General features: G+C 64.0%; 18 protein-coding genes and 2 pseudogenes. 13 read left to right on the top strand and 7 right to left on the bottom strand.

From position 1 onward, the window contains the following. Nucleotides 1-104: 104 nt before the first annotated feature. The 3 genes from AB8Z38_RS04755 to AB8Z38_RS04765 form a co-directional block, all read right to left on the bottom strand. Nucleotides 105-1,385, bottom strand: a complete 1,281-nt coding sequence (locus AB8Z38_RS04755) for an O-acetylhomoserine aminocarboxypropyltransferase (RefSeq protein WP_369723343.1) — start codon at nt 1,383-1,385, stop codon at nt 105-107. A 139-nt stretch (nt 1,386-1,524) separates the two neighbouring features. After that, a complete protein-coding gene (locus AB8Z38_RS04760; protein ID WP_369723344.1) occupies nt 1,525-2,109 on the bottom strand; it encodes a CoA-binding protein in 585 nt (194 codons plus the stop codon). 132 nt (nt 2,110-2,241) lie between these two features. Then, entirely contained in the window at nt 2,242-3,066 is an 825-nt protein-coding gene (locus AB8Z38_RS04765; RefSeq protein WP_369723345.1) for an enoyl-CoA hydratase, read from the bottom strand. Nucleotides 3,067-3,151: 85 nt separating this feature from the next. On the opposite strand from AB8Z38_RS04765, the gene AB8Z38_RS04770 reads away from it, so the two are divergent. From AB8Z38_RS04770 to AB8Z38_RS04795, 6 genes are all read left to right on the top strand, one after another. After that, entirely contained in the window at nt 3,152-3,580 is a 429-nt protein-coding gene (locus tag AB8Z38_RS04770; protein WP_369723346.1) for a PaaI family thioesterase, read from the top strand. A 158-nt stretch (nt 3,581-3,738) separates the two neighbouring features. Then, nucleotides 3,739-4,203: a 50S ribosomal protein L13 gene (gene rplM / locus AB8Z38_RS04775; RefSeq protein ID WP_018455120.1), complete on the top strand. Its 465-nt coding sequence runs from the start codon at nt 3,739-3,741 to the stop codon at nt 4,201-4,203. A gap of 2 nt (nt 4,204-4,205) precedes the next feature. Next, nucleotides 4,206-4,685, top strand: a complete 480-nt coding sequence (gene rpsI / locus AB8Z38_RS04780) for a 30S ribosomal protein S9 (protein ID WP_007611021.1) — start codon at nt 4,206-4,208, stop codon at nt 4,683-4,685. A 229-nt stretch (nt 4,686-4,914) separates the two neighbouring features. Then, nucleotides 4,915-6,147: a diguanylate cyclase gene (locus tag AB8Z38_RS04785; RefSeq protein WP_369723347.1), complete on the top strand. Its 1,233-nt coding sequence runs from the start codon at nt 4,915-4,917 to the stop codon at nt 6,145-6,147. A gap of 57 nt (nt 6,148-6,204) precedes the next feature. Continuing rightward, entirely contained in the window at nt 6,205-6,441 is a 237-nt protein-coding gene (locus AB8Z38_RS04790) for a hypothetical protein (protein WP_369723348.1), read from the top strand. Nucleotides 6,442-6,540: 99 nt separating this feature from the next. Beyond that, entirely contained in the window at nt 6,541-6,837 is a 297-nt protein-coding gene (locus AB8Z38_RS04795) for an antibiotic biosynthesis monooxygenase (RefSeq protein ID WP_369723349.1), read from the top strand. An 88-nt stretch (nt 6,838-6,925) separates the two neighbouring features. Here AB8Z38_RS04795 and AB8Z38_RS04800 read toward each other — a convergent pair whose 3' ends face one another. Continuing rightward, nucleotides 6,926-8,056, bottom strand: coding sequence for an AI-2E family transporter (locus tag AB8Z38_RS04800; RefSeq protein WP_369723350.1), 1,131 nt, complete (start codon nt 8,054-8,056; stop codon nt 6,926-6,928). Between the two features lie 280 nt (nt 8,057-8,336). Here AB8Z38_RS04800 and AB8Z38_RS04805 point away from each other — a divergent pair, with 280 nt between their 5' ends. The 5 genes and pseudogenes from AB8Z38_RS04805 to AB8Z38_RS04825 all read left to right on the top strand — a co-directional run bounded on the left by AB8Z38_RS04805 (nt 8,337) and on the right by AB8Z38_RS04825 (nt 13,339). Further along, complete coding sequence (locus AB8Z38_RS04805; protein ID WP_369723351.1) at nt 8,337-9,110, top strand: gamma-glutamyl-gamma-aminobutyrate hydrolase family protein; 774 nt, start codon at nt 8,337-8,339, stop codon at nt 9,108-9,110. Nucleotides 9,111-9,195: 85 nt separating this feature from the next. Then, nucleotides 9,196-10,353 carry a caspase domain-containing protein gene (locus tag AB8Z38_RS04810; protein ID WP_369723352.1) on the top strand — a complete coding sequence of 386 codons (1,158 nt, stop codon included), beginning with the start codon at nt 9,196-9,198 and terminating at the stop codon, nt 10,351-10,353. Nucleotides 10,354-10,408: 55 nt separating this feature from the next. Then, a complete protein-coding gene (locus tag AB8Z38_RS04815) occupies nt 10,409-11,026 on the top strand; it encodes a hypothetical protein (RefSeq protein ID WP_369723353.1) in 618 nt (205 codons plus the stop codon). Between the two features lie 173 nt (nt 11,027-11,199). Next, nucleotides 11,200-12,582: a nodulation protein NfeD gene (locus tag AB8Z38_RS04820; protein ID WP_369723354.1), complete on the top strand. Its 1,383-nt coding sequence runs from the start codon at nt 11,200-11,202 to the stop codon at nt 12,580-12,582. Beyond that, nucleotides 12,582-13,339, top strand: a pseudogene (locus AB8Z38_RS04825) (slipin family protein). Before AB8Z38_RS04820 ends, AB8Z38_RS04825 begins: the two are co-directional and overlap by 1 nt. A gap of 81 nt (nt 13,340-13,420) precedes the next feature. Here the strand turns inward: AB8Z38_RS04825 and glnA are convergent. Both glnA and AB8Z38_RS04835 read right to left on the bottom strand, forming a co-directional pair. Further along, nucleotides 13,421-14,830: a type I glutamate--ammonia ligase gene (gene glnA / locus AB8Z38_RS04830; protein ID WP_369723355.1), complete on the bottom strand. Its 1,410-nt coding sequence runs from the start codon at nt 14,828-14,830 to the stop codon at nt 13,421-13,423. Nucleotides 14,831-14,982: 152 nt separating this feature from the next. Next, a complete protein-coding gene (locus tag AB8Z38_RS04835; RefSeq protein ID WP_007603495.1) occupies nt 14,983-15,321 on the bottom strand; it encodes a P-II family nitrogen regulator in 339 nt (112 codons plus the stop codon). 399 nt (nt 15,322-15,720) lie between these two features. Here AB8Z38_RS04835 and AB8Z38_RS04840 point away from each other — a divergent pair. Together AB8Z38_RS04840 and AB8Z38_RS04845 are read left to right on the top strand one after the other, a co-directional pair. Further along, nucleotides 15,721-17,048, top strand: a pseudogene (locus AB8Z38_RS04840) (NAD(P)H-hydrate dehydratase); the annotation flags it as partial. A 175-nt stretch (nt 17,049-17,223) separates the two neighbouring features. Further along, on the top strand, nt 17,224-17,385 hold the full coding sequence (locus tag AB8Z38_RS04845; protein WP_369723356.1) for a hypothetical protein: 162 nt from the start codon (nt 17,224-17,226) through the stop codon (nt 17,383-17,385). Here the strand turns inward: AB8Z38_RS04845 and AB8Z38_RS04850 are convergent, their stop codons facing one another. Then, the gene (locus tag AB8Z38_RS04850; RefSeq protein ID WP_369723357.1) at nt 17,386-18,690 is read right to left on the bottom strand and encodes a multicopper oxidase family protein; all 1,305 of its coding nucleotides are present in this window, start codon (nt 18,688-18,690) and stop codon (nt 17,386-17,388) included.

Consider the following 18,690-nt stretch of genomic DNA (forward strand, 5'->3'; position numbering starts at 1 on the left):
CGTCATTCCGGGGCGGTGCGAAGCACCGAACCCGGAATCCAGAGATAATTATGCCACGTCAAGATTCCGGGTTCGCGCTGTCGCGCGCCCCGGAATGACAAGAGCTACGCCCCCAGCGCCTGCTCCAGATCGGCGATAAGGTCTTCCTTGTCCTCGATGCCGATCGAGAGCCGGACCACGTCGGGGCCGGCGCCGGACTTGATCTTGGCGGCGTCGTCGAGCTGGCTGTGCGTGGTCGAGGCGGGGTGGATCACCAGCGAGCGGGTGTCGCCGACATTGGCCAGATGCGAGAACAACTGCAATTTCGAGACGAGGCCCACACCCGCGTCATAGCCGCCCTTCAGGCTGAAGGTGAACACGGCGCCTGCGCCCTTGGGCGCGTATTTGCGCGCGAGCTGGTAGTATTTGTCGTTCGGCAGGCCCGCATAGCTCACCGAGGCCACCGCCGGATGCCCGGCGAGGAATTCGGCGACCGCTTTGGCATTATCGCAGTGCTTCTGCATGCGCAGCGGCAATGTCTCGATGCCTGTGAGGATCAGGAAAGCATTGAACGGTGACAGCGCCGGTCCGAGATCGCGCAGGCCGAGCACGCGGCAGGCGATCGCGAAAGCGAAATTGCCAAAGGTCTCCTGCAGCCTGATGCCGTGATATTCGGGCCGCGGCTCCGAAAGCATCGGATATTTGCCGCCGGTCGACCAGTCGAAGGTGCCGGCATCGACGATGATGCCGCCGATCGAATTGCCGTGGCCGCCGAGAAATTTCGTCAGCGAATGCACGACGATGTCGGCACCATGATCGATCGGGCGGATCAAATAGGGCGAGGCCAGCGTGTTGTCGACGATCAACGGCACGCCCGCTTTGGTCGCCACGGTCGAGATCGCCTCGATATCGGTGATGCTGCCGGCGGGATTGGCGATGGACTCGATGAAGATCGCCTTGGTGCGCGGCGTGACCGCACGTTCGAAGCTTGCGATGTCGTCGGGGTCGGCCCACACCACGTTCCAACCAAAGCTCTTGAACGCGTGCGTGAACTGGTTGATCGAGCCGCCATAGAGCTTTCGCGCGGCGATGAACTCGTCGCCGGGCTGCAGCAATTGCTGCAACACGACCACCTGCGCGGCATGGCCCGAGGCGACCGCGAGCGCGGCGGTGCCGCCTTCGAGCGCGGCGACGCGCTCTTCCAGCACGGCGTTGGTGGGATTGCCGATGCGGGTATAGATGTTGCCGAACGCCTGCAAGCCGAACAGCGAGGCGGCGTGGTCGGCGTCGTTGAAGACGAAAGACGTGGTTTGATAAATCGGAGTCGCGCGCGCACCGGTGGTCGGGTCGGGCTGTGCACCGGCATGCACGGCGAGGGTCGAAAATCCCGGAAGGCGATCGCTCATTGAGGGCGTCCTGTTCTTGTTGTCCTGAAATCGCGCGGCATGCTGATCGGCGCCGCGCCCGCCGTCAAGGCGCCGGTTCACATCAGGGCAATCGTGCTACGCATTGTCGCGTTCGCGAAATGAATGCTTCGCAATTGCGTCAGCTTTGCTCGCTCTTGTTTTTGGCGGCGCGGTCCGACGCCGCGGTGTCGCCACCGCCCACACTCATCCGATTGAGGGATAGCCGCATGCCCTGCGTCGGTGCTGGTGCGCGCTTGGAACTGAGTGTGCGCGAATTCACGCCCATCCAGGAGATTTCGGACGACAGGCGGCCGTATTCGATCTTGGGGCAGCGGTTCATCACCACCTTGATGCCAACCGCTTCCGCCTTTTCTGCCGCCGCGTCGTCACGCGCGCCCAGCTGCATCCAGATCACCTTCGGCAGCGGATCGAGCCTCAGGGCTTCCTCGACCACCGGCATGATGTGGCTGGAATTGCGAAAGATGTCGATCATGTCGATGGGATGGCCGATGTCGGAGAGCGAGGCGACGAACGGTTTTCCAAGCAGGTCCTTGCCGACATGGCCGGGATTGACCGGGATCATATCGTAGCCGCGCTGCGCCAGATATTTGAACGCAAAATAGCTCGGCCGCACGTTGACCGGCGAGGCGCCGACCATCGCGATCGACTTCACGCTGTTGAGGATGGCGCGGATGTAATTGTCGGGATAGGCGTCGTGGTTCATCTTTTTCTTTCGTTCGTCGTTCCGGGGCGATGCGCAGCATCGAACCCGGAATCTCGAGATTCTCAGGTGCGCAATCGCGCACCATAGTTCGGCTCTGCGAGCCGCCCCGGAATGACGGTGCAACAAGTACAGTCACTCATCCCGCCATGTCGGCGTGCGCTTATCGATGAAGGCGCCGATGCCTTCCTCGGCGTCGCGCGCCATCATGTTCTCGGTCATCACCTCTGCCGCATAGCGATAGGCGTCCGCAAGGCTCATTTCGGCCTGACGGTAGAATGCCTCCTTGCCGAGCTTGACCGTGTAGGCCGACTTCAGCGCGACCTGCTGCGCCAGCGCAATCGCCGCGTCGCGCTCGGTGCCGGCGGCGACCACGCGATTGACCAGACCAATCTCGCGGGCACGCACGGCCGGGATCGGCTCGCCCGTCAGCAGCATTTCCATCGCCTGCTTGCGCGGCACGTTGCGCGACAGCGCCACCATCGGCGTCGAGCAGAACAGCCCGATGTCGACGCCCGGCGTGGCGAAGCTCGCTGTTTCCGATACGACCGCGAGATCGCAGCTGGCGACGAGCTGGCACCCGGCCGCGGTCGCGATGCCCTGGACGGCGGCAACAACTGGCTTCGGCAGGCGCACGATCGCCTGCATCATCGCGCTGCAGGCGTTCATCATGTCCGCGAAGAAGGCGCGGCCGCGATCGGGATCGGCGCGGCGCGCGGTCAGCTCCTTCATGTCGTGGCCTGCGGAGAAGGCGAGACCGTTGGCTGCGATCACGACGCCGCGGACGGCCTTGTCGTCCCTGACGGCATCGAGCTCTGCATGCAGGCCGGCGATCATCGCCTCCGACAGGCTGTTGCGCGCGTCCGGGCGGTTCAGCGTGAGAACCGCGATGCTGCCGATAGTCTCACGCAGCAGGATCGGCGGTTGCGGGGAAGGGGTACGGGCGGCCTGGACGGACATTGACGCGATTCCGCTGGATCATTGCAATTGGATGACGCAGATAACTTAATGTAGCAGGCGCAGTGAAGCGAGGGTGGGGAACAGCATGGCGTTGGCGAAAATGAGCGTGGCGGAGCTTGAGGACTTTCTCCGGAACGAATTTCCCCAGGCGTTCAGCGGCGACGACATCACGATCGAGAGCGCGGACGGCCAGACCAGCCTTTTGCGGCAGCGCTACGGTGAAAAAATGCTCCGGCCCGGCGGAACCGTGTCGGGCCCGACACTGATGGCGCTGGCCGATTTCGCCATGTACGTGGTGCTGTTGTCGGCCATTGGGCCGATCGGGCTCGCGGTCACCACCAATCTCAACATCAACTTCCTGCGCAAGGGCCAGCCGGGCCAGGACGTGCTGGCGGAGGCGCGCCTGCTCAAGCTTGGCAAGCGCCTGGCGGTCGGGGAGGTGAACCTGCTGTCCGGCACCTCGCCCGATCCCATTGCCCATGTCACATCGACCTATTCCATTCCAAATGTTTGATCTTTTTGCAGGTAACATCGCACCATATTTTTAAACCTTTGATATTGCTTCTATAATTTCAATCGTTGGGCATTGACCGTTGCGCGTCAGTTCTCTAGAAAGCCGCGCAGTCCGGTGCGGTGTTCGCGCCGATGCCTCCCGTCCACGGAAACTCTGACATGAAAACCTTTTCGGCAAAGCCGGCCGAGGTGACGAAGAAGTGGGTGCTGATCGACGCCAAGGGTCTGGTCGTCGGCCGCCTCGCCACCATCGTCGCCATGCGCCTGCGCGGCAAACACCTCCCGACCTACACCCCGCATGTTGATTGCGGCGACAACATCATCATCATCAATGCCCAGCATGCTGTCCTCACCGGTCGCAAGCGCGAGCAGAAGACCTATTACAAGCACACCGGCTATGTCGGCCACGTCAAGGAGCGCACCGCGCGCCAGATCCTCGAAGGCAAGCATCCCGAGCGCGTGCTCGAGAAGGCCGTCGAGCGCATGATCCCGCGTGGTCCGCTCGGTCGCGTCCAGATGGGCAATCTCCGCGTTTACGGCGGCGCCGATCATCCGCACGAGGCCCAGACGCCCGAGAAGATCGACATCGCCAAGTTGAACCGCAAGAACACGAGGGCCGCATAATCATGGCCGAATCCATTCAGTCGCTCGATCAGCTCTCGCAGCTCAAGACCGCAGCGGCGCCCGACGCGCCCAAGCACGAGAAGAAGGTCGACAAGTTCAACCGCGCCTACGCCACCGGCAAGCGCAAGGACGCGGTCGCCCGCGTCTGGATCAAGCCGGGCGCCGGCAAGGTCACGGTCAACTCGCGCGAGGTCGAGGTCTATTTCGCCCGTCCCGTGCTGCGCATGATGATCGAGCAGCCGTTCTCCGTGGCCGCGCGTTCGGGCCAGTACGATGTGATCTGCACGGTCGCCGGCGGTGGTTTGTCCGGCCAGGCCGGCGCCGTCCGTCACGGCATCTCCAAGGCGCTCACCTATTTCGAGCCGGAGCTGCGTACCGTGCTCAAGAAGGGCGGCTTCCTGACCCGCGACTCCCGCGTGGTCGAGCGCAAGAAGTACGGCAAGGCCAAGGCCCGCCGCTCGTTCCAGTTCTCGAAGCGTTAATCGCTTCGGTCACATTCGCTGCGAAAGCGGCTTCAATGAAATGCAAAAGGGCGCTGATTTCAGCGCCCTTTTTGTTGTTCGTTTGTACGCAAATTGATGACGTGTTTCCGGAAAACTTGGCCTCGCGTGAAAACCTCAATGGAACTTGCGGGACATAGCGTCGCATCTGGAAGGGCGCGCAAACCGGTTGAGCCGATCGCGCAACTGCTATGTTCAAGAGGGGGCCGACATGATGTCGCTCGATAGCATCACGCTCTATTTGGTTGCCACGATGGTCGCCGCCTTGCTCGGCGCCATGATGGTATTTTTCGGCAAGCAGGAGAACAGTCCCGCGCTGAAATGGTGGGGCACCGCATATCTCCTCGGCGCGGCGTCCGTCGCGCTGTGGACGGCGACTGGCGACAAGCTCGGTCCGTACCTCTATCTCGCGCTGAATGCAGTGGGCTTCGTCGCCTGCGGAATGGTATGGAATGCGGCGCGCGTCTTCCACGGCCGCAAGCCGAACTGGCTCGGTCTCGTGCTCGGCGCGCTCGCCTGGGTCGCGACAGTGACGTTGCTCGATCCCGCCGCCTCCATGCTGCGCATGATCATCGGCGCCGGCATCGTCTCGGTCTACGCGGCGCTGACCGCAAGCGAGCTCTGGGTCGAGCGGCGCAAGAGCCTGCAGCGGCGCTGGCCGGCCTTCGTGGTACCGGTGATGCACGGCTGTGTGCTGATGCTGCCGATCCTGCTCGGCAGCGTCCTTCGCCCGAACGATGCCGGGTTTTCCGGCAGCGTCTGGGTCACGGTGTTCGCGGTCGAGCTCGTGCTCTATGCCGTCGGCACCGTGTTCGTGATCTTCATGCTGGTGTCGGAGCGCACCGTCACCGCGCACCGGACCGCGGCGTCGACCGATCCCCTGACCGGCATGCTCAACCGCCGCGGCTTCTCGGAAGCCTGTGCCCGCGTGATCGAGCGCGAAGCCAAGGGCGGCCGTCCGGTTACCGTGATGATCTTCGACATCGACCACTTCAAGTCGATCAACGATCGCTTCGGCCACCCCGCCGGCGACGAGATGCTGAAGCTGTTCTCGACCGTGGTCGTCAGCAATCTGCGGATCTCGGACCTGTCGGGCCGTATCGGCGGCGAGGAGTTCGCGGCGCTGTTGCCGTGTTCGCTGGAGGAGGGGGTGGTGGTCGCCGAGCGCGTGCGCGAGGCATTCGAGACCTCCGGCGTCGTGGTCGACGAGGGCCCGGTCGACACCACCGTCAGCATCGGCGTGTCCGGCGGTCCGGCCGGCACCGAGCTCGAGGTGCTGCTGGCTTCGGCCGACACTGCGCTTTACCAGGCCAAGCGCGGCGGGCGTAACCGCGTCGAGGCGGCGGAGGAGTTGCCGTTGTCGCTGGAGAACTGGCGCCGCCAGAGCGCCGCGCGGATCGGTGTGCCCAAGACACAATCCAAGGCACAGCCGGCGACGGCTTAAGCCACAGAAGTCTCGCGGTAATCCTCTGTTTACCATTCGGTTCCTACCATTGCGGTCATGGAATCGATCCGTCGACGGAATCCGCAGGCCGCCCTGCTATCGCTCGAAGCCGCTGCTGTCTCGGCACGCGGCGGCTTCGCCTGCCTGTTCTCGACCGCAGACGAATACGAGAGCGCAGTCATCACCGAGCGCCGCGCGCAGGGGCGCTATACACAGAGCCGCAGCGCCTGGCCGCTCACGCTGTTCGTCGGTTGCGCCCTCGTCGTGGCAGGCGCGGTTCTGCTGTTCGCCTGAGAGCGCCGCGTTTTGAGCCGATCAGGGCGCCGTTCGGGCGCCTTTTTCTTTGTCCCCGGCTGCGGTAGATACGCCCATCAAGCAACAAGGGCGGAAACGATGATCACCGAGATCGCGCAAATCGACATCAAGCCGGGCAGCGAGAAGGATTTTGAGGCGGCTGTCGCCAAGGCCAAGGCCGCCTTCGGCCGCTCCAAGGGCTTTCATGGTTTCGAGCTGCACAAGTCGATCGAGAAGCCGCAGCGCTACCGCTTGATGGTGAAGTGGGAGACGCTGGAAAATCACACCGTCGATTTCCGCGGCTCGGAGAATTTTACCGAATGGCGCGGGCTGGTCGGCCAGTATTTTGCCTCGCCCCCGGACGTCGAGCACACCGAGACCGTGCTGACGACCTGAGGGCTTTGTTTCAGGAGCATGATCTCCGCGCAAACGCGTTCCGCGTTTGTCGCGAGGGAAAACCGCGCCACACTTTTCCGGATCATGCTCAGGCCGCCTCTGCCAAAGGCGGCGGCTCATACGTCTTGAAATGGTCGATCATCACCTTGGCGATGGCGACCAGGGGCAGCGCCAGCGCGAGGCCCCAGATTCCGAAGACGACGCCGAGCAGGATCTGGAACGCGAACAGCGTGGCCGGCGGGATGTCCAGCGCCTGGCGCTGGAGCAGGGGCGTCAGCACGTAGCTCTCCATCGCGTGCACGCCAAGGAACAGGACGAAGGCGGATAGCGTCGCGATCCAGCCCGAGGCGAGGCTCGCCAGCACCACGACGACGCCGGCGATGATGGCGCCGACGGTCGGGATAAAGGCGAGCAGGCCGGCCTGGATCCCCAGGATGAACGAGCCGGGGATGCCGATGATGGCGAGACCGATCCAGGTCACCATTCCGACCGCGAGCATGACGATCATCTGGGCGATCAGCCAGCGCTCCAGCGTCTCGCCGATATGGTCGATGACGAGGGTGGCGCGGACACGGTGTCTCGCCGGGACGAGGAACAGCAATCCGTCGTGATAGACCGCGGGCTGCGCGGCAAAGGCCAGCCCCAGGAACAGCACGATGAAGACGTTGCCGACGGCGCCGATCGTGCCGAGCAGCAGCTTGAAGGTCTGGCTCACGATGGCGCCACCGCTGGAGGCAAGCGCGCCGGCGCCCGGCAAATTGCCGTGCGAGGCCGGGCTCGGGGAGGGAGTGGGTCCCGCGTCGGTCGAGGCGTCGGCGCCGGCGTTGCCGAGATCGAACACGCTGGTGTCGATGCCGTGGCTGTCGAGGAAGGACTTCACATTGGTGATCTGGGACTTAATGGTCTTGCTGAGCAGCGAGGCCTGGTCGGCGATGGTGGCGCCGCCGAGATAGGCGACGCCTGCGAGCATCAGCGCAAGCGCGACGCAGACGATCGCGAGCCGGAGGGCATGCGGCAGGTGAACGCGGCGCCCCAGCGCGTTCGTCAGCGCATTGAGGCCGACGCCGAGCAGCATGCCGGCGAAAATCAGGAGCAGGGTGGTCGCAAAATACCAGGTGAAAGCGAGTAGCGCGGTGAACAGCACCACGCCGATGCCGCCAACCGAAATCGCCCAAGCCAGATCAGAGCGGGTCCCGGGCCGTCCATCCGTGGGAATCATCACGTTGTATCCTTCTCGTCGGCCTTGTCGGGCAGTCTTTCGTGAAATCCCGCAAAGGAGCAAGCGATCCAGCGATCCGGCCGAAGCCCGGACCCGCGCGCTGGTTGGACGCATCCGCGGCCCCTCGGGCCAACGGTGAGGGGCTAGACGAGTGGCACAATTGCCTCCGGCCGGACGTTTGCGCGAAATAGCATTGCCGTCCCGCGATCCCTTTGGTTGAATTTGTTCCATCGGAAGGGCATGTTTGCAGAATCTTCTTAACGGGAGGTCGGAACGGGAGATGAGAAAGCCGGTCGTCGGCGTGATCGGGAACGCCCATCGCGTCGAGAATCGATTTCAGGTGCAGATGGTCGGCGAGCGCAACTTGCGCGCGGTTGCCGAGGTCTCCGGCGGCTTGCCGGTGATGTTTGCGGGCTCCCCTGACATTACCGATATCGGCGCACTGCTCGATGCCGTCGATGGCATCGTGCTCACCGGTGCCCGTGCCAATGTCCATCCGACCCGTTTCAACGTGGACCCCTGCGAGAAGCACGAGCCCTACGACATCCATCGCGACGAGGTGGCGCTGGCGCTGTCGGTGGCCTGCGTCGCCCGCGGTATCCCGATATTCGGCATCTGCCGGGGCTTGCAGGAGATGAACGTCGCCTTCGGCGGCTCGCTGCATCCCGAAATCCGCGAAATTCCCGGCCGCATCAACCATCGCATGCCGCGGCTGGAGAACGGCGAGATCCATCCGGACCCGACCGTGGTGTTCGCCGACCGCCACGACGTCGACCTCACGCCCGGCGGCGCGTTCGCAAAACTGCTCGGTTGCGAGAGGATCCGGGTCAATTCGCTGCACGGGCAGGGCATCCTCGATCCCGGCAAGCGCGTGCTGATCGAAGGCGTCGCCGAGGACGGCACCATCGAAGCCATCCGCATCGCCGAAGCGCCGAGCTTTGCGCTCGGCGTGCAATGGCACGCCGAATACGACCCGCAGCGCAATCCGATCAACCGCAAGCTGTTCGAGGCGTTTGGCGAGGCCTTGGTGGAGCGGCAGCGCGCGGCGGCGTAGCGGTCCGAGCCCGCAGCGACTCCTCTCGCTGCTTGGCTTGGGTGGTTGTACAAGACCACGACCTCGAATCCGTTCGTGAGCCGATATGGACCGACGCGGGCTAATTTTGGGATTGGGCCTCATCGCGGCGTTTTCAGGCGCGATGCGGGCGGCGCGGTCGGCCGAGGGCAAGCGCGTCGCATTGGTGGTCGGCAACGGCGCCTACAACAACGTGCCGGAGCTGCCCAATCCGCCCAATGACGCCAGCGACCTCGCTGCGGCGCTCGGGCGGCTCGGCTTTGCGGTCACGCTTTTGACCAATGCCTCCTTCGAGGAGATGCGTCGCGGCTTGATCGCGCTGGGCCGCGAAGCGGCGGGCGCCGACATGGCGGCAGTGTTCTTTGCCGGGCACGGCATGGAAATTGTCGGCGAAAACTGGCTCATTCCGGTCGACGCGGAATTGAAGAAAGACACTGACGCGGAGAACGAGGCGATCAGCCTCCGCAGCGTGATGTTGCAGGTCTCGAACACGACGAGCCTTGGTCTCGTCATTCTCGACGCCTGCCGGAACAACCCATTCACCGCGAAGATGCGCCGGTCCATGGCCCTGCGTGCCGCGCCTGGCCGGGGCCTCGGACCGATCGAGCCGGTTGGCAATGTGCTCGTCGCCTATGCCGCTCGCGACGGCACGACGGCTCTTGATGGTGATGGGCGCAATAGCCCCTTCACTGCGGCGCTCCTGCGCAACATCGAAGCGCCGGACGTCGAGGTCACCTTCATATTCCGCAACGTCCATGACGATGTCATGGAGGCGACCAGGAACGAGCAGCAGCCATTCGTTTACGGCTCTCTCTCGCGCAAGGCGATTTATCTCGCAAGGACCTCATTGGCCGACCAGGCCAGCCAAAAACAGGCCAATGCTGCATCGGCGATTGCAGCTGAACCGTTGAGGGGGCCCACGCCTGCTCTCCTGGTTGATCCTGCCCTCGTCGGGACATGGGAGATCACAGTCCCGAACGATCGCGGCTTCTCGCGTTGGATCTGGCACATCATGCGCGACGGCACCTACAAATTTCGCGCAGAGGGATCACGCGCTGCACCGGCGCATGAAGGCACGATGACCGCCACCAACGGTCACTGGACGTTGCATGCGACCAAGGGACTCTCGAACTATAACGATGGAGGCTCATACGAAGTACGGGACGCAACTGCGGTGATCACCGGCAAGCTCGGGACTGGCCACTGGCGACAGAGCGGCTTGTGACCCGAAACAGGCTATCTGCGCCGTAACTTCCAGCTCGTTTCCAGATTGGAATTGCATGTCGATGATACGCAATGCGGCCGCTGCCACTCTTGTCCTGCTCACATCGCCCGCATTCGCGCAAACCGCGCGGCCGCAGGGAGGTCCGATCACCTGCGCTTCGCCAATTGCACGTGACGACCCTGAAACGAGCCTGAAGCTGCGCTTCGGCAAGGAGGCGGTGGTACAGGACCTCGCGGACGCCGAGGGCGAGACCCACAAGGGGCTCGTGCTGTTTCCGAACGCTGCGGACCGGCGCATCGAGGTCTCCTTCTCCGAAGACAACGCCAGGCGCGTCTCTCGCCTGGCCCTGCGCGACACCGCCGAGACCAGCCGCTGGAACGTCAATGGCGTCACGATCGGCTCCAGCCTTCTTGATGTGCAGAAGGCCAACGGCAGGCCGTTCCTGGTCAACGGCTTCGAATGGGACTATGGCGGTCTGGTCACCGACTGGAAAGGCGGCGCGCTCGGCCGGCCGCTGCAAGGCGGCTGCACGGTCACAATCCGTTTCGACAAGAATGCCGCCGCGCCCAAGTCGCTGCTGGGTGACAGCGTGAAAGCGGCCTCCGACGACGCGGCCCTAGTGAAGTGGGCGCCGCGGGTGAGGGAGATCGGGGTCAACTTTCCGGAGAAGTGACGCCGCCGTGAAAGGGCACGATATGGATGTCGATGCGACTCTCACCGTGTAGCTTGGGGGACGCCATGGGCTACCGCAGTCGCCCCGCGCATTGCATCGCACAACGCAGCTGCAAGCCACCGCATTGAGGTTTGGGAGGCGCACACCATATCTGAGGCAAGGGAGCCCTTGCCGTGCAGACTATGAAGGCGGCCCTCGTTGCGGCGATCGGCATCGTCGCTTTTCTTGCTTTTCTCCTTCCTGGCTCAGCGGAGGAGAACAGACGTGTTGCACTCGTCGTCACCATCGATGGGGCCATTGGCCCGGCGTCGGCCAGTTACGTCAGGGAGGCGTTGCTCAGGGCAGGCCAACGACGCGCCGAGATCGTGATTCTGACAATGAACACGCCTGGTGGTCTCAACTCCAGCATGCGCGAGATCATCGCGGATGTGCTCGGCTCGTCTGTTCCAGTCGTCGGCTACGTCGCGCCGGCAGGCGCCCACGCGGCGAGCGCCGGGACCTACATCCTGTATGCGACCCATATCGCGGCGATGGCGCCAGGCACCAATATCGGTGCCGCGACGCCGGTGCAGATTGGCGGACCGCTTCCGGGCCTGCCGAGCGGCACACCCGACAAGGACAGCAAAGACAAGAAGGATGAGCCGAAGGACGCGATGACGGCGAAGGTGACGAACGACGCCGTCGCCTTTATCCGCAGTCTCGCCGAACTGCGCGGCCGCAACGCCGATTGGGCCGAGAAGGCGGTCCGTGAAGCCGCCACCCTGTCCGCCAACGGCGCGTTGCAGGCGCACGCCATCGACCTCGTCGCGCGTGATCCCGCCGAATTGCTCAGGCAGATCGATGGTCGCCTCGTCGAGGTCGCGGGTGGCAAGACGCAACGCCTGGCAACGCAGGACGCCGTCATCGAAGCCGTCGATCCCGGGTGGATCTCTCGATTCCTGGCGGTCATCACCGATCCCAACATCTCGTTCATTCTGCTGATGGTTGGCATCTACGGCCTGATCTTCGAGTTCGTATCCCCCGGCGTCGTCGCTCCGGGAGTGGTCGGGACGATCTGCCTGCTGCTCGGCCTTTACGCCCTCAACATGCTGCCGATCAATTATGCCGGCCTCGGCCTGATGCTGGTCGGGATCGGGCTCCTCGCCATCGAGGCGTTTAATCCAACCATCGTGATCGGCCTCGGAGGCGTCGTTGCCTTCGTGCTTGGCGCCGTCATGCTGGTCAGGGTCGAAGCGCCGGGCTACCGGCTCTCGTGGTCGGTCATCGCCGTCGTCGCAGCGATGTTCACGGGTTTCGTTCTGGTCGTGCTCGGCGCGCTTCGGCGCGCCCGCCGCGGTCCGCCGCGGGTCGGCGCGCAAGCCATGCGCGGACTGATCGCCGAGGTTCTCGACTGGAACGAGAACGCCGGGCACGTCTTTACGCATGGCGAGCGCTGGCAAGCGCGCGGCGCGGATACCTTCAAGCCCGGCGAGAGGGTCGAGGTCGCCAATATCGCCGGTTTGACGCTGGTGGTTCGGCGTCCGAGCGCTGCGAGCGGTGAAGGAGGTCAGCTCTGATGTTTGAATATTCGATCTATGCAGCGCTTGCGCTGATCGTCATCCTGTTTCTCACCCAGGCGGTTCGCATCCTCAGGGAATACGAGCGCGGCGTTATCTTCACGCTCGGCCGCTTCACCGGGGTGAAGGGGCCGGGTCTCATCATCCTCATTCCGGTCGTGCAGCAACTCGTCAAGGTCGACCTCAGGGTGATGGTGCAGGTCGTGCCGCCCCAGGACGTGATTTCGCGCGACAACGTCTCGGTCAAGGTCAATGCCGTTCTCTACTTCCGCATCGTCGATCCCGAGCGCGCCATCATCAAGGTCGGCGACTACATGGCCGCGACGAGCCAGCTCGCCCAGACCACGCTGCGCTCGGTGCTTGGCAAGCACGAACTCGACGAGATGCTCGCCGAGCGTGACAGGCTGAATGCCGATATCCAGGAGATCCTCGACAAGCAGACCGACATCTGGGGCATCAAGGTCACGGAATCGAAATCAAGGACGTCGACATCAACGAAACCATGGTGCGCGCGATCGCCAAGCAGGCCGAGGCGGAACGGTTGCGGCGGGCGAAGGTGATCAACGCAATGGGCGAACAGCAGGCCGCCGAAAAGCTGGTCGAGGCCGGCCGGATTCTCGCGCAGGAGCCGCAGGCGATGCAGCTACGTTATTTCGCGGCTCTGCACGACATCGCCGGCGAACGGTCGTCGACGGTCGTGTTTCCGCTGCCGATCGGCCTGCTCGATCATCTGTTGCCGCGGCGGGAGAAGCCGTAGCGTGAAGGCCCTCCGCTCTCAAACAAAAAAGGCGCCTCCTTGCGGAAGCGCCTCTTGCCTGTCGTGTCCTGTTCGAGCCGATCAGCCCGAATAGTACATGTCGAACTCGACCGGATGCGGGGTCATCTCAAAGCGGGCGACTTCGGTCATCTTCAGCTCGATGTAGCTGTCGATGAAGTCGTCGTCGAACACGCCGCCGGCCTTGAGGAAGGCGCGGTCCTTGTCGAGGTTTTCAAGGGCCTCGCGCAAGCTGCCGCATACGGTCGGGATCTGCTTCAGCTCTTCCTTGGGCAGGTCGTAAAGGTCCTTGTCCATCGCCGGACCCGGATCGATCTTGTTCTTGATGCCGTCGAGGCCGGCCATCAGCATCGCGGCGAAGCCGAGATAGGGGTTGGCGAGCGGATCGGGGAAGCGCACCTCGACACGCTTGGCTTTCGGCGAAGCTGTGTAGGGGATGCGGCAGGACGCCGAACGGTTGCGCGCGGAGTAGGCGAGCAGCACCGGGGCTTCATAGCCGGGGACCAGACGCTTGTAGGAGTTGGTCGACGGGTTGGTGAAGGCGTTGATCGCCTTGGCGTGCTTGATGATGCCGCCGATATAGTTGAGGCAGGTCTCGGAGAGGTCGGCATATTTGTTGCCGGCGAACACCGGCTTGCCGTCCTTCCAGATCGACTGATGCACGTGCATGCCCGAGCCGTTGTCGCCAAAGACCGGCTTCGGCATGAAGGTGGCGGTCTTGCCATAGATGTGGGCGACCTGGTGGATGCAGTATTTGTAGATCTGCAGATGGTCGGCCATCAGCGTCAGCGTGTCGAACTTCATGCCGAGCTCGTGCTGGGCGGAAGCGACCTCGTGGTGATGCTTCTCGACCTTGACGCCCATCTTGGCCATGGCGCCCAGCATCTCCGAACGCATGTCCTGGACGGAGTCCTGCGGCGGGACCGGGAAGTAGCCGCCCTTGGTGCGAATTCGATGTCCGAGGTTGCCGCCCTCATATTCGGTGTCGGTGTTGGTCGGGAGCTCCGAGGAGTCGAGCCGGAAGCCGGTGTTGTAGGGGCCGGAGGAGAAGCGCACGTCGTCGAACACGAAGAACTCGGCTTCGGGACCGACGAAGACGGTGTCGCCCACGCCCATCGACTTCACCATGGCTTCGGCCTTCTTGGCGATGCCGCGGGGGTCGCGGTTGTAGGGCTCGCCGGTGGTCGGCTCGAGCACGTCGCAGGTGATGACCATGGTGGTCTCGGCGAAGAACGGATCGATCGTCGCGGTCACCGGATCCGGCATCAGGCACATGTCGGACTCGTTGATCGCCTTCCAGCCGGCGATCGAGGAGCCGTCGAACATCGTCCCTTCGGCGAAGATGTCGTCATCGATCATGCTGACGTCGAACGTCACATGCTGCCACTTGCCGCGCGGATCGGTGAAGCGCAGGTCGACGTATTTGACGTCGTTGTCCTTGATCGATTTCAGGACGTCTTTGGCGGTCTTCATGCATACCCCTTTTGGCTCTGCGGGTCGGTTTCCAGATGAGCAAAATTATTCTCGCTTTCGGCGAGTTTTGCGCGACCGCATAAACGAAATCAGGCCGCCGAAGCAGCCTTATTTCCTATCAGAGTGTCGCAAAATGCGGGATAGCACCCGGCTCAGATAGCGTCCAGCCCGGATTCGCCGGTCCGGATGCGGATCGCCTCTTCGATATTGGAGACGAAAATCTTGCCGTCGCCGATGCGCCCGGTCTGGGCGGCGCGGCGGATCGCGTCGATGGCGCGCTCGACCAGGTCGTCGCCGATCACGATCTCGATCTTCACCTTGGGCAGGAAGTCGACGATGTATTCTGCGCCGCGGTAGAGCTCGGCATGACCTTTCTGACGGCCAAACCCCTTGGCCTCGGTCACGGTGATGCCCTGAAGGCCGACTTCCTGAAGCGCTTCCTTCACCTCGTCGAGCTTGAATGGCTTGATGATGGCTTCGATTTTCTTCACTGCGCGCCTCCCGGCCTTTCGAACAAATAGCAACGTCTTCGTCAGGATGCGCTTTTCTCAACGCACGAGATTCGCTGTGCCGTGATCCCTGACCAGCCCGGCAACGACGGCCGGCCACACCCAGATAATGCCCGTGAGCACGACGAACCGAAGCGACTTCCTCGAAAGCAGGGTCTATGCCAAGTTGCAAATCCCCTGATTGTTGAAGTGTTATCAGCCTTTTAACGAGCATCTCGGATGGGTGGACCCGACCGGCACAAAATACCGCAGACTACGAAATAGGCAAACGGTCAATGTGTGTGCAGTCATCTGTTCCGTGTATGGGATCGGCACGGAAGATGCCTGTTGAAGAGGCGTTTGTACCAGGGAAGTGGCATGGAAGTTCTGACCAACGCTGAAATGCAGCGGGCCGACCAGCTCTCGATCGCGGCCGGTACGCCCGGGTTCAAGCTGATGCTGAGCGCCGGCCACGCGGTCGCGGAAGCTGCGAACGCGCTGGTGGAGCAGGGGCCGATCCTGATCGTGGCCGGTCCCGGCAATAATGGCGGCGACGGTTTTGTCGCAGCCGCCGAACTCGCAGCCCAGGGGCGCGAGGTCTCGGTGATCCTGATGTGCGAGCGCGACCAGCTGCAGGGCGACGCGGCGTCGGCGGCGCGCGGCTGGAAGCATCCGGTGCTGCCGTTCACGCCGCAGGCGATCGGCAAGCCCGCGCTGATCATCGATGCGCTGTTCGGCGCCGGGCTCAGCCGTCCCATCGAAGGCGAGGCGCGTGCGATCATCGAGGCGATCAATTGCAACGGCGCGCCGGTGCTCGCGGTCGACCTGCCGAGCGGCATCAACGGCACCAGCGCGGCCGTGCTCGGGCTGGCGGTGAATGCCACCGAGACCGTCACGTTCTTCCGCAAGAAGCCGACGCATCTTCTGCTGCCGGGCCGGGTGCATTGCGGCCGCGTCCGCGTTGCCGATATCGGTATCGAGAGCCAGGTGCTCGACGAGATCGGGCCGCGGATCTTCGAGAACGATCCGGATTTCTGGGGCGCAGCCTTTCCGGTGCCGCGCATCGACGGCCACAAATACGCGCGAGGCCATGTGCTGGCGGTCTCGGGCGATGCTGCGGCAACCGGTGCGGCGCGGCTCGCTGCGCGCGGCGCGCTGCGTGCCGGCGCGGGCCTGGTGACGCTGGCGAGCCCACGCGATGCGCTCGCGATCAATGCAGCCGCGCTGACCGCGGTGATGGTCCGCCCGGTCGATACCGCGGTCGAGTTCGGCGAACTGCTCGGCGACAAGCGTTACAACACCTGCATGATCGGACCCGGTGCCGGCATCGGCGACCGCACCTGCGATTTCGTCCACACGGCGCTTAACGCGCAGCGGCATCTCGTGCTCGACGCGGACGCGCTGACGAGCTTTGCCGCGAACCCCGAGCGCTTGTTCGAATCGATCAAGTCGTCGCACGACAATGCGGTGGTGCTGACGCCGCACGAGGGCGAGTTTCCACGGCTGTTCTCCGACCTCAGCAACAAACATCCGGGACGCTCGAAGCTCGAGCGCGTGCGCGCCGCCGCCGAACGCTCCGGGGCAGTGGTGCTGCTGAAGGGCCCCGACACCACGATCGCCGCGCCCGACGGCCGTACCACCATCGCTGCCAACGCGCCGCCATGGCTCGCCACGGGGGCGCCGGCGACGTGCTCGCCGGGATCATCGCCGGGCTGCTGGCGCAAGGCGTTCCGGCGTTCGAAGCCGCCAGCATCGGCGTCTGGATGCATGGCGAAGCCGCGAACGAAGCCGGCCCCGGCCTGATCGCGGAAGACCTGACCGAGACGCTGCCCGCCGTGCACCGGCGGATTTATGGTGCGCTAGGGGTGGAGTACTAAATTCTGGCGTGTTTCAGGGGGATGCGAGATGGCCGCGAAATTGACGACCTATGATCCTGCCGACGATTTACAAACCAATGAGGCCTTCGCCGTCTTTATGGAAGAAGCCTTAAAGACCGAAGACGAAGCTTACGTCTCGCACGCTCGTCGCGTCGTTGCCCGTGCGCGAGCCGCACGGCAAAACCGCTAATCACTCCACCGCGTACCAGCGAACCAGCCGCGGGGCGGCCCAGTCGGTGACGACGGATTCGATCAGCCATCGGCCGGGCGCGGTGGCCGCGAATGCAATGCGCTGGGTCTGGGTGGGCTCGATGGCGAGCGTGTCGAGCCAGTAGGGCTTCCAGCCGTCGTCGAGACGGTCGAGCAAGCGGAAATGGTGGCCGTGCAGGTGGAAGACGTTGGTGACCGGCCCCGGATTCTTGAGGGCCAGCACGACGGTGCGACCGGCCTTGGCGCGGAAGGCGGGGCTCGACGAGGTGGAGAAATTTGCAGGCCGGGTCCAGCCGCCATCGGGTGCGCCGAGCGCGACATCGAATCGCAGGGCGCCGCTTAGATCGAGCTTCTCGGGAAGTTCGTTCGAAGGCAGGGGCTGCGGCTCGAGCAGCGGAGCGCGCCGCTCTGACCAGCCGGTAACCGCGAGAGCGCCGATCTGGTGCGCCTCCTTGCCGTCATGCAGCAGGAATGGAGCCGATTTCGTCGTATCGACAAAGGCGTCGGCGCGCGCGCCCGGAGCCAGCATCAGGGCGCCATTGCGCGCCGGGAAGGGCTCGGCCGGCTGTCCGTCCATGGCCATCACGCGGACGTCGTGGTTTTCCAATTTTATCGCCAGGACAGTGCGTTGCGAGCCATTGATGAAGCGCAGCCGCAGCCGCTGATTGCCCAGCGCCGAGAGTTCGAATGAAGTCTGCCCGTTGATTGTATAGAGCGGGGTCGTGTCCTTCGGGTCGCGGCCCGGGGCAAGCGCGGTCCCGTCCGGCCGCAGCCGCCATTCCTCGATCAGCAGGACCTCGTCGCGATCGACCACGACGGGATTTGTCTCGGAGGCGATGATCGGAAGCGGGCGTGCGGGCTGCTTGAGGCCATCCTCGAAGAGGCGGAAGTCGGCCAGCAGGGTCCCCGCGCTAGGGATTGAAATGATTGATGTTTCGGTCGCGTCGGGCGGGGTTGGCGCACGTCCCCGCAGCGGGTCGCCCGCGGCGGCGCCATCGAGGCCGTACCAGACTGGCGCAAGCGGCACAGGCAAGTCGTTGCGAAAGACCACTTCGCAGCGGTCGCCCCGCTTGAGATGGACATTCCCGATATGGCTTACGGCGGCCAGCTCCCAGGTCGGCGTCGCCGCCTGACCCGGCCGCAGCGCCAGGGTCGCGGGGCGGGCCTGGAGGGCGAGCTGGGCGGTCGCGGGCGCCGTTGCGCCACCGCCAAGCAGCCCTGTCGCCGCAGCTCCCAGGCCAGCCAAAACCTCGCGTCGGGTGGGGGCAAAAATCTGCGCGCTCAT

The organism is Bradyrhizobium sp. LLZ17 (assembly GCF_041200145.1).
Classification (GTDB): Bacteria; Pseudomonadota; Alphaproteobacteria; order Rhizobiales; family Xanthobacteraceae; genus Bradyrhizobium.

Bases quoted from the DNA above. Each gene is read 5' to 3' on its own strand.
- AB8Z38_RS04755 (WP_369723343.1), bottom strand. From the start codon at position 1,385: ATGAGCGATCGCCTTCCGGGATTTTCGACCCTCGCCGTGCATGCCGGT.
- AB8Z38_RS04760 (WP_369723344.1), bottom strand. From the start codon at position 2,109: ATGAACCACGACGCCTATCCCGACAATTACATCCGCGCCATCCTCAAC.
- AB8Z38_RS04765 (WP_369723345.1), bottom strand. From the start codon at position 3,066: ATGTCCGTCCAGGCCGCCCGTACCCCTTCCCCGCAACCGCCGATCCTG.
- AB8Z38_RS04770 (WP_369723346.1), top strand. From the start codon at position 3,152: ATGGCGTTGGCGAAAATGAGCGTGGCGGAGCTTGAGGACTTTCTCCGG.
- rplM (WP_018455120.1), top strand. From the start codon at position 3,739: ATGAAAACCTTTTCGGCAAAGCCGGCCGAGGTGACGAAGAAGTGGGTG.
- rpsI (WP_007611021.1), top strand. From the start codon at position 4,206: ATGGCCGAATCCATTCAGTCGCTCGATCAGCTCTCGCAGCTCAAGACC.
- AB8Z38_RS04785 (WP_369723347.1), top strand. From the start codon at position 4,915: ATGATGTCGCTCGATAGCATCACGCTCTATTTGGTTGCCACGATGGTC.
- AB8Z38_RS04790 (WP_369723348.1), top strand. From the start codon at position 6,205: ATGGAATCGATCCGTCGACGGAATCCGCAGGCCGCCCTGCTATCGCTC.
- AB8Z38_RS04795 (WP_369723349.1), top strand. From the start codon at position 6,541: ATGATCACCGAGATCGCGCAAATCGACATCAAGCCGGGCAGCGAGAAG.
- AB8Z38_RS04800 (WP_369723350.1), bottom strand. From the start codon at position 8,056: ATGATTCCCACGGATGGACGGCCCGGGACCCGCTCTGATCTGGCTTGG.
- AB8Z38_RS04805 (WP_369723351.1), top strand. From the start codon at position 8,337: ATGAGAAAGCCGGTCGTCGGCGTGATCGGGAACGCCCATCGCGTCGAG.
- AB8Z38_RS04810 (WP_369723352.1), top strand. From the start codon at position 9,196: ATGGACCGACGCGGGCTAATTTTGGGATTGGGCCTCATCGCGGCGTTT.
- AB8Z38_RS04815 (WP_369723353.1), top strand. From the start codon at position 10,409: ATGTCGATGATACGCAATGCGGCCGCTGCCACTCTTGTCCTGCTCACA.
- glnA (WP_369723355.1), bottom strand. From the start codon at position 14,830: ATGAAGACCGCCAAAGACGTCCTGAAATCGATCAAGGACAACGACGTC.
- AB8Z38_RS04845 (WP_369723356.1), top strand. From the start codon at position 17,224: ATGGCCGCGAAATTGACGACCTATGATCCTGCCGACGATTTACAAACC.
- AB8Z38_RS04850 (WP_369723357.1), bottom strand. From the start codon at position 18,690: ATGAGCGCGCAGATTTTTGCCCCCACCCGACGCGAGGTTTTGGCTGGC.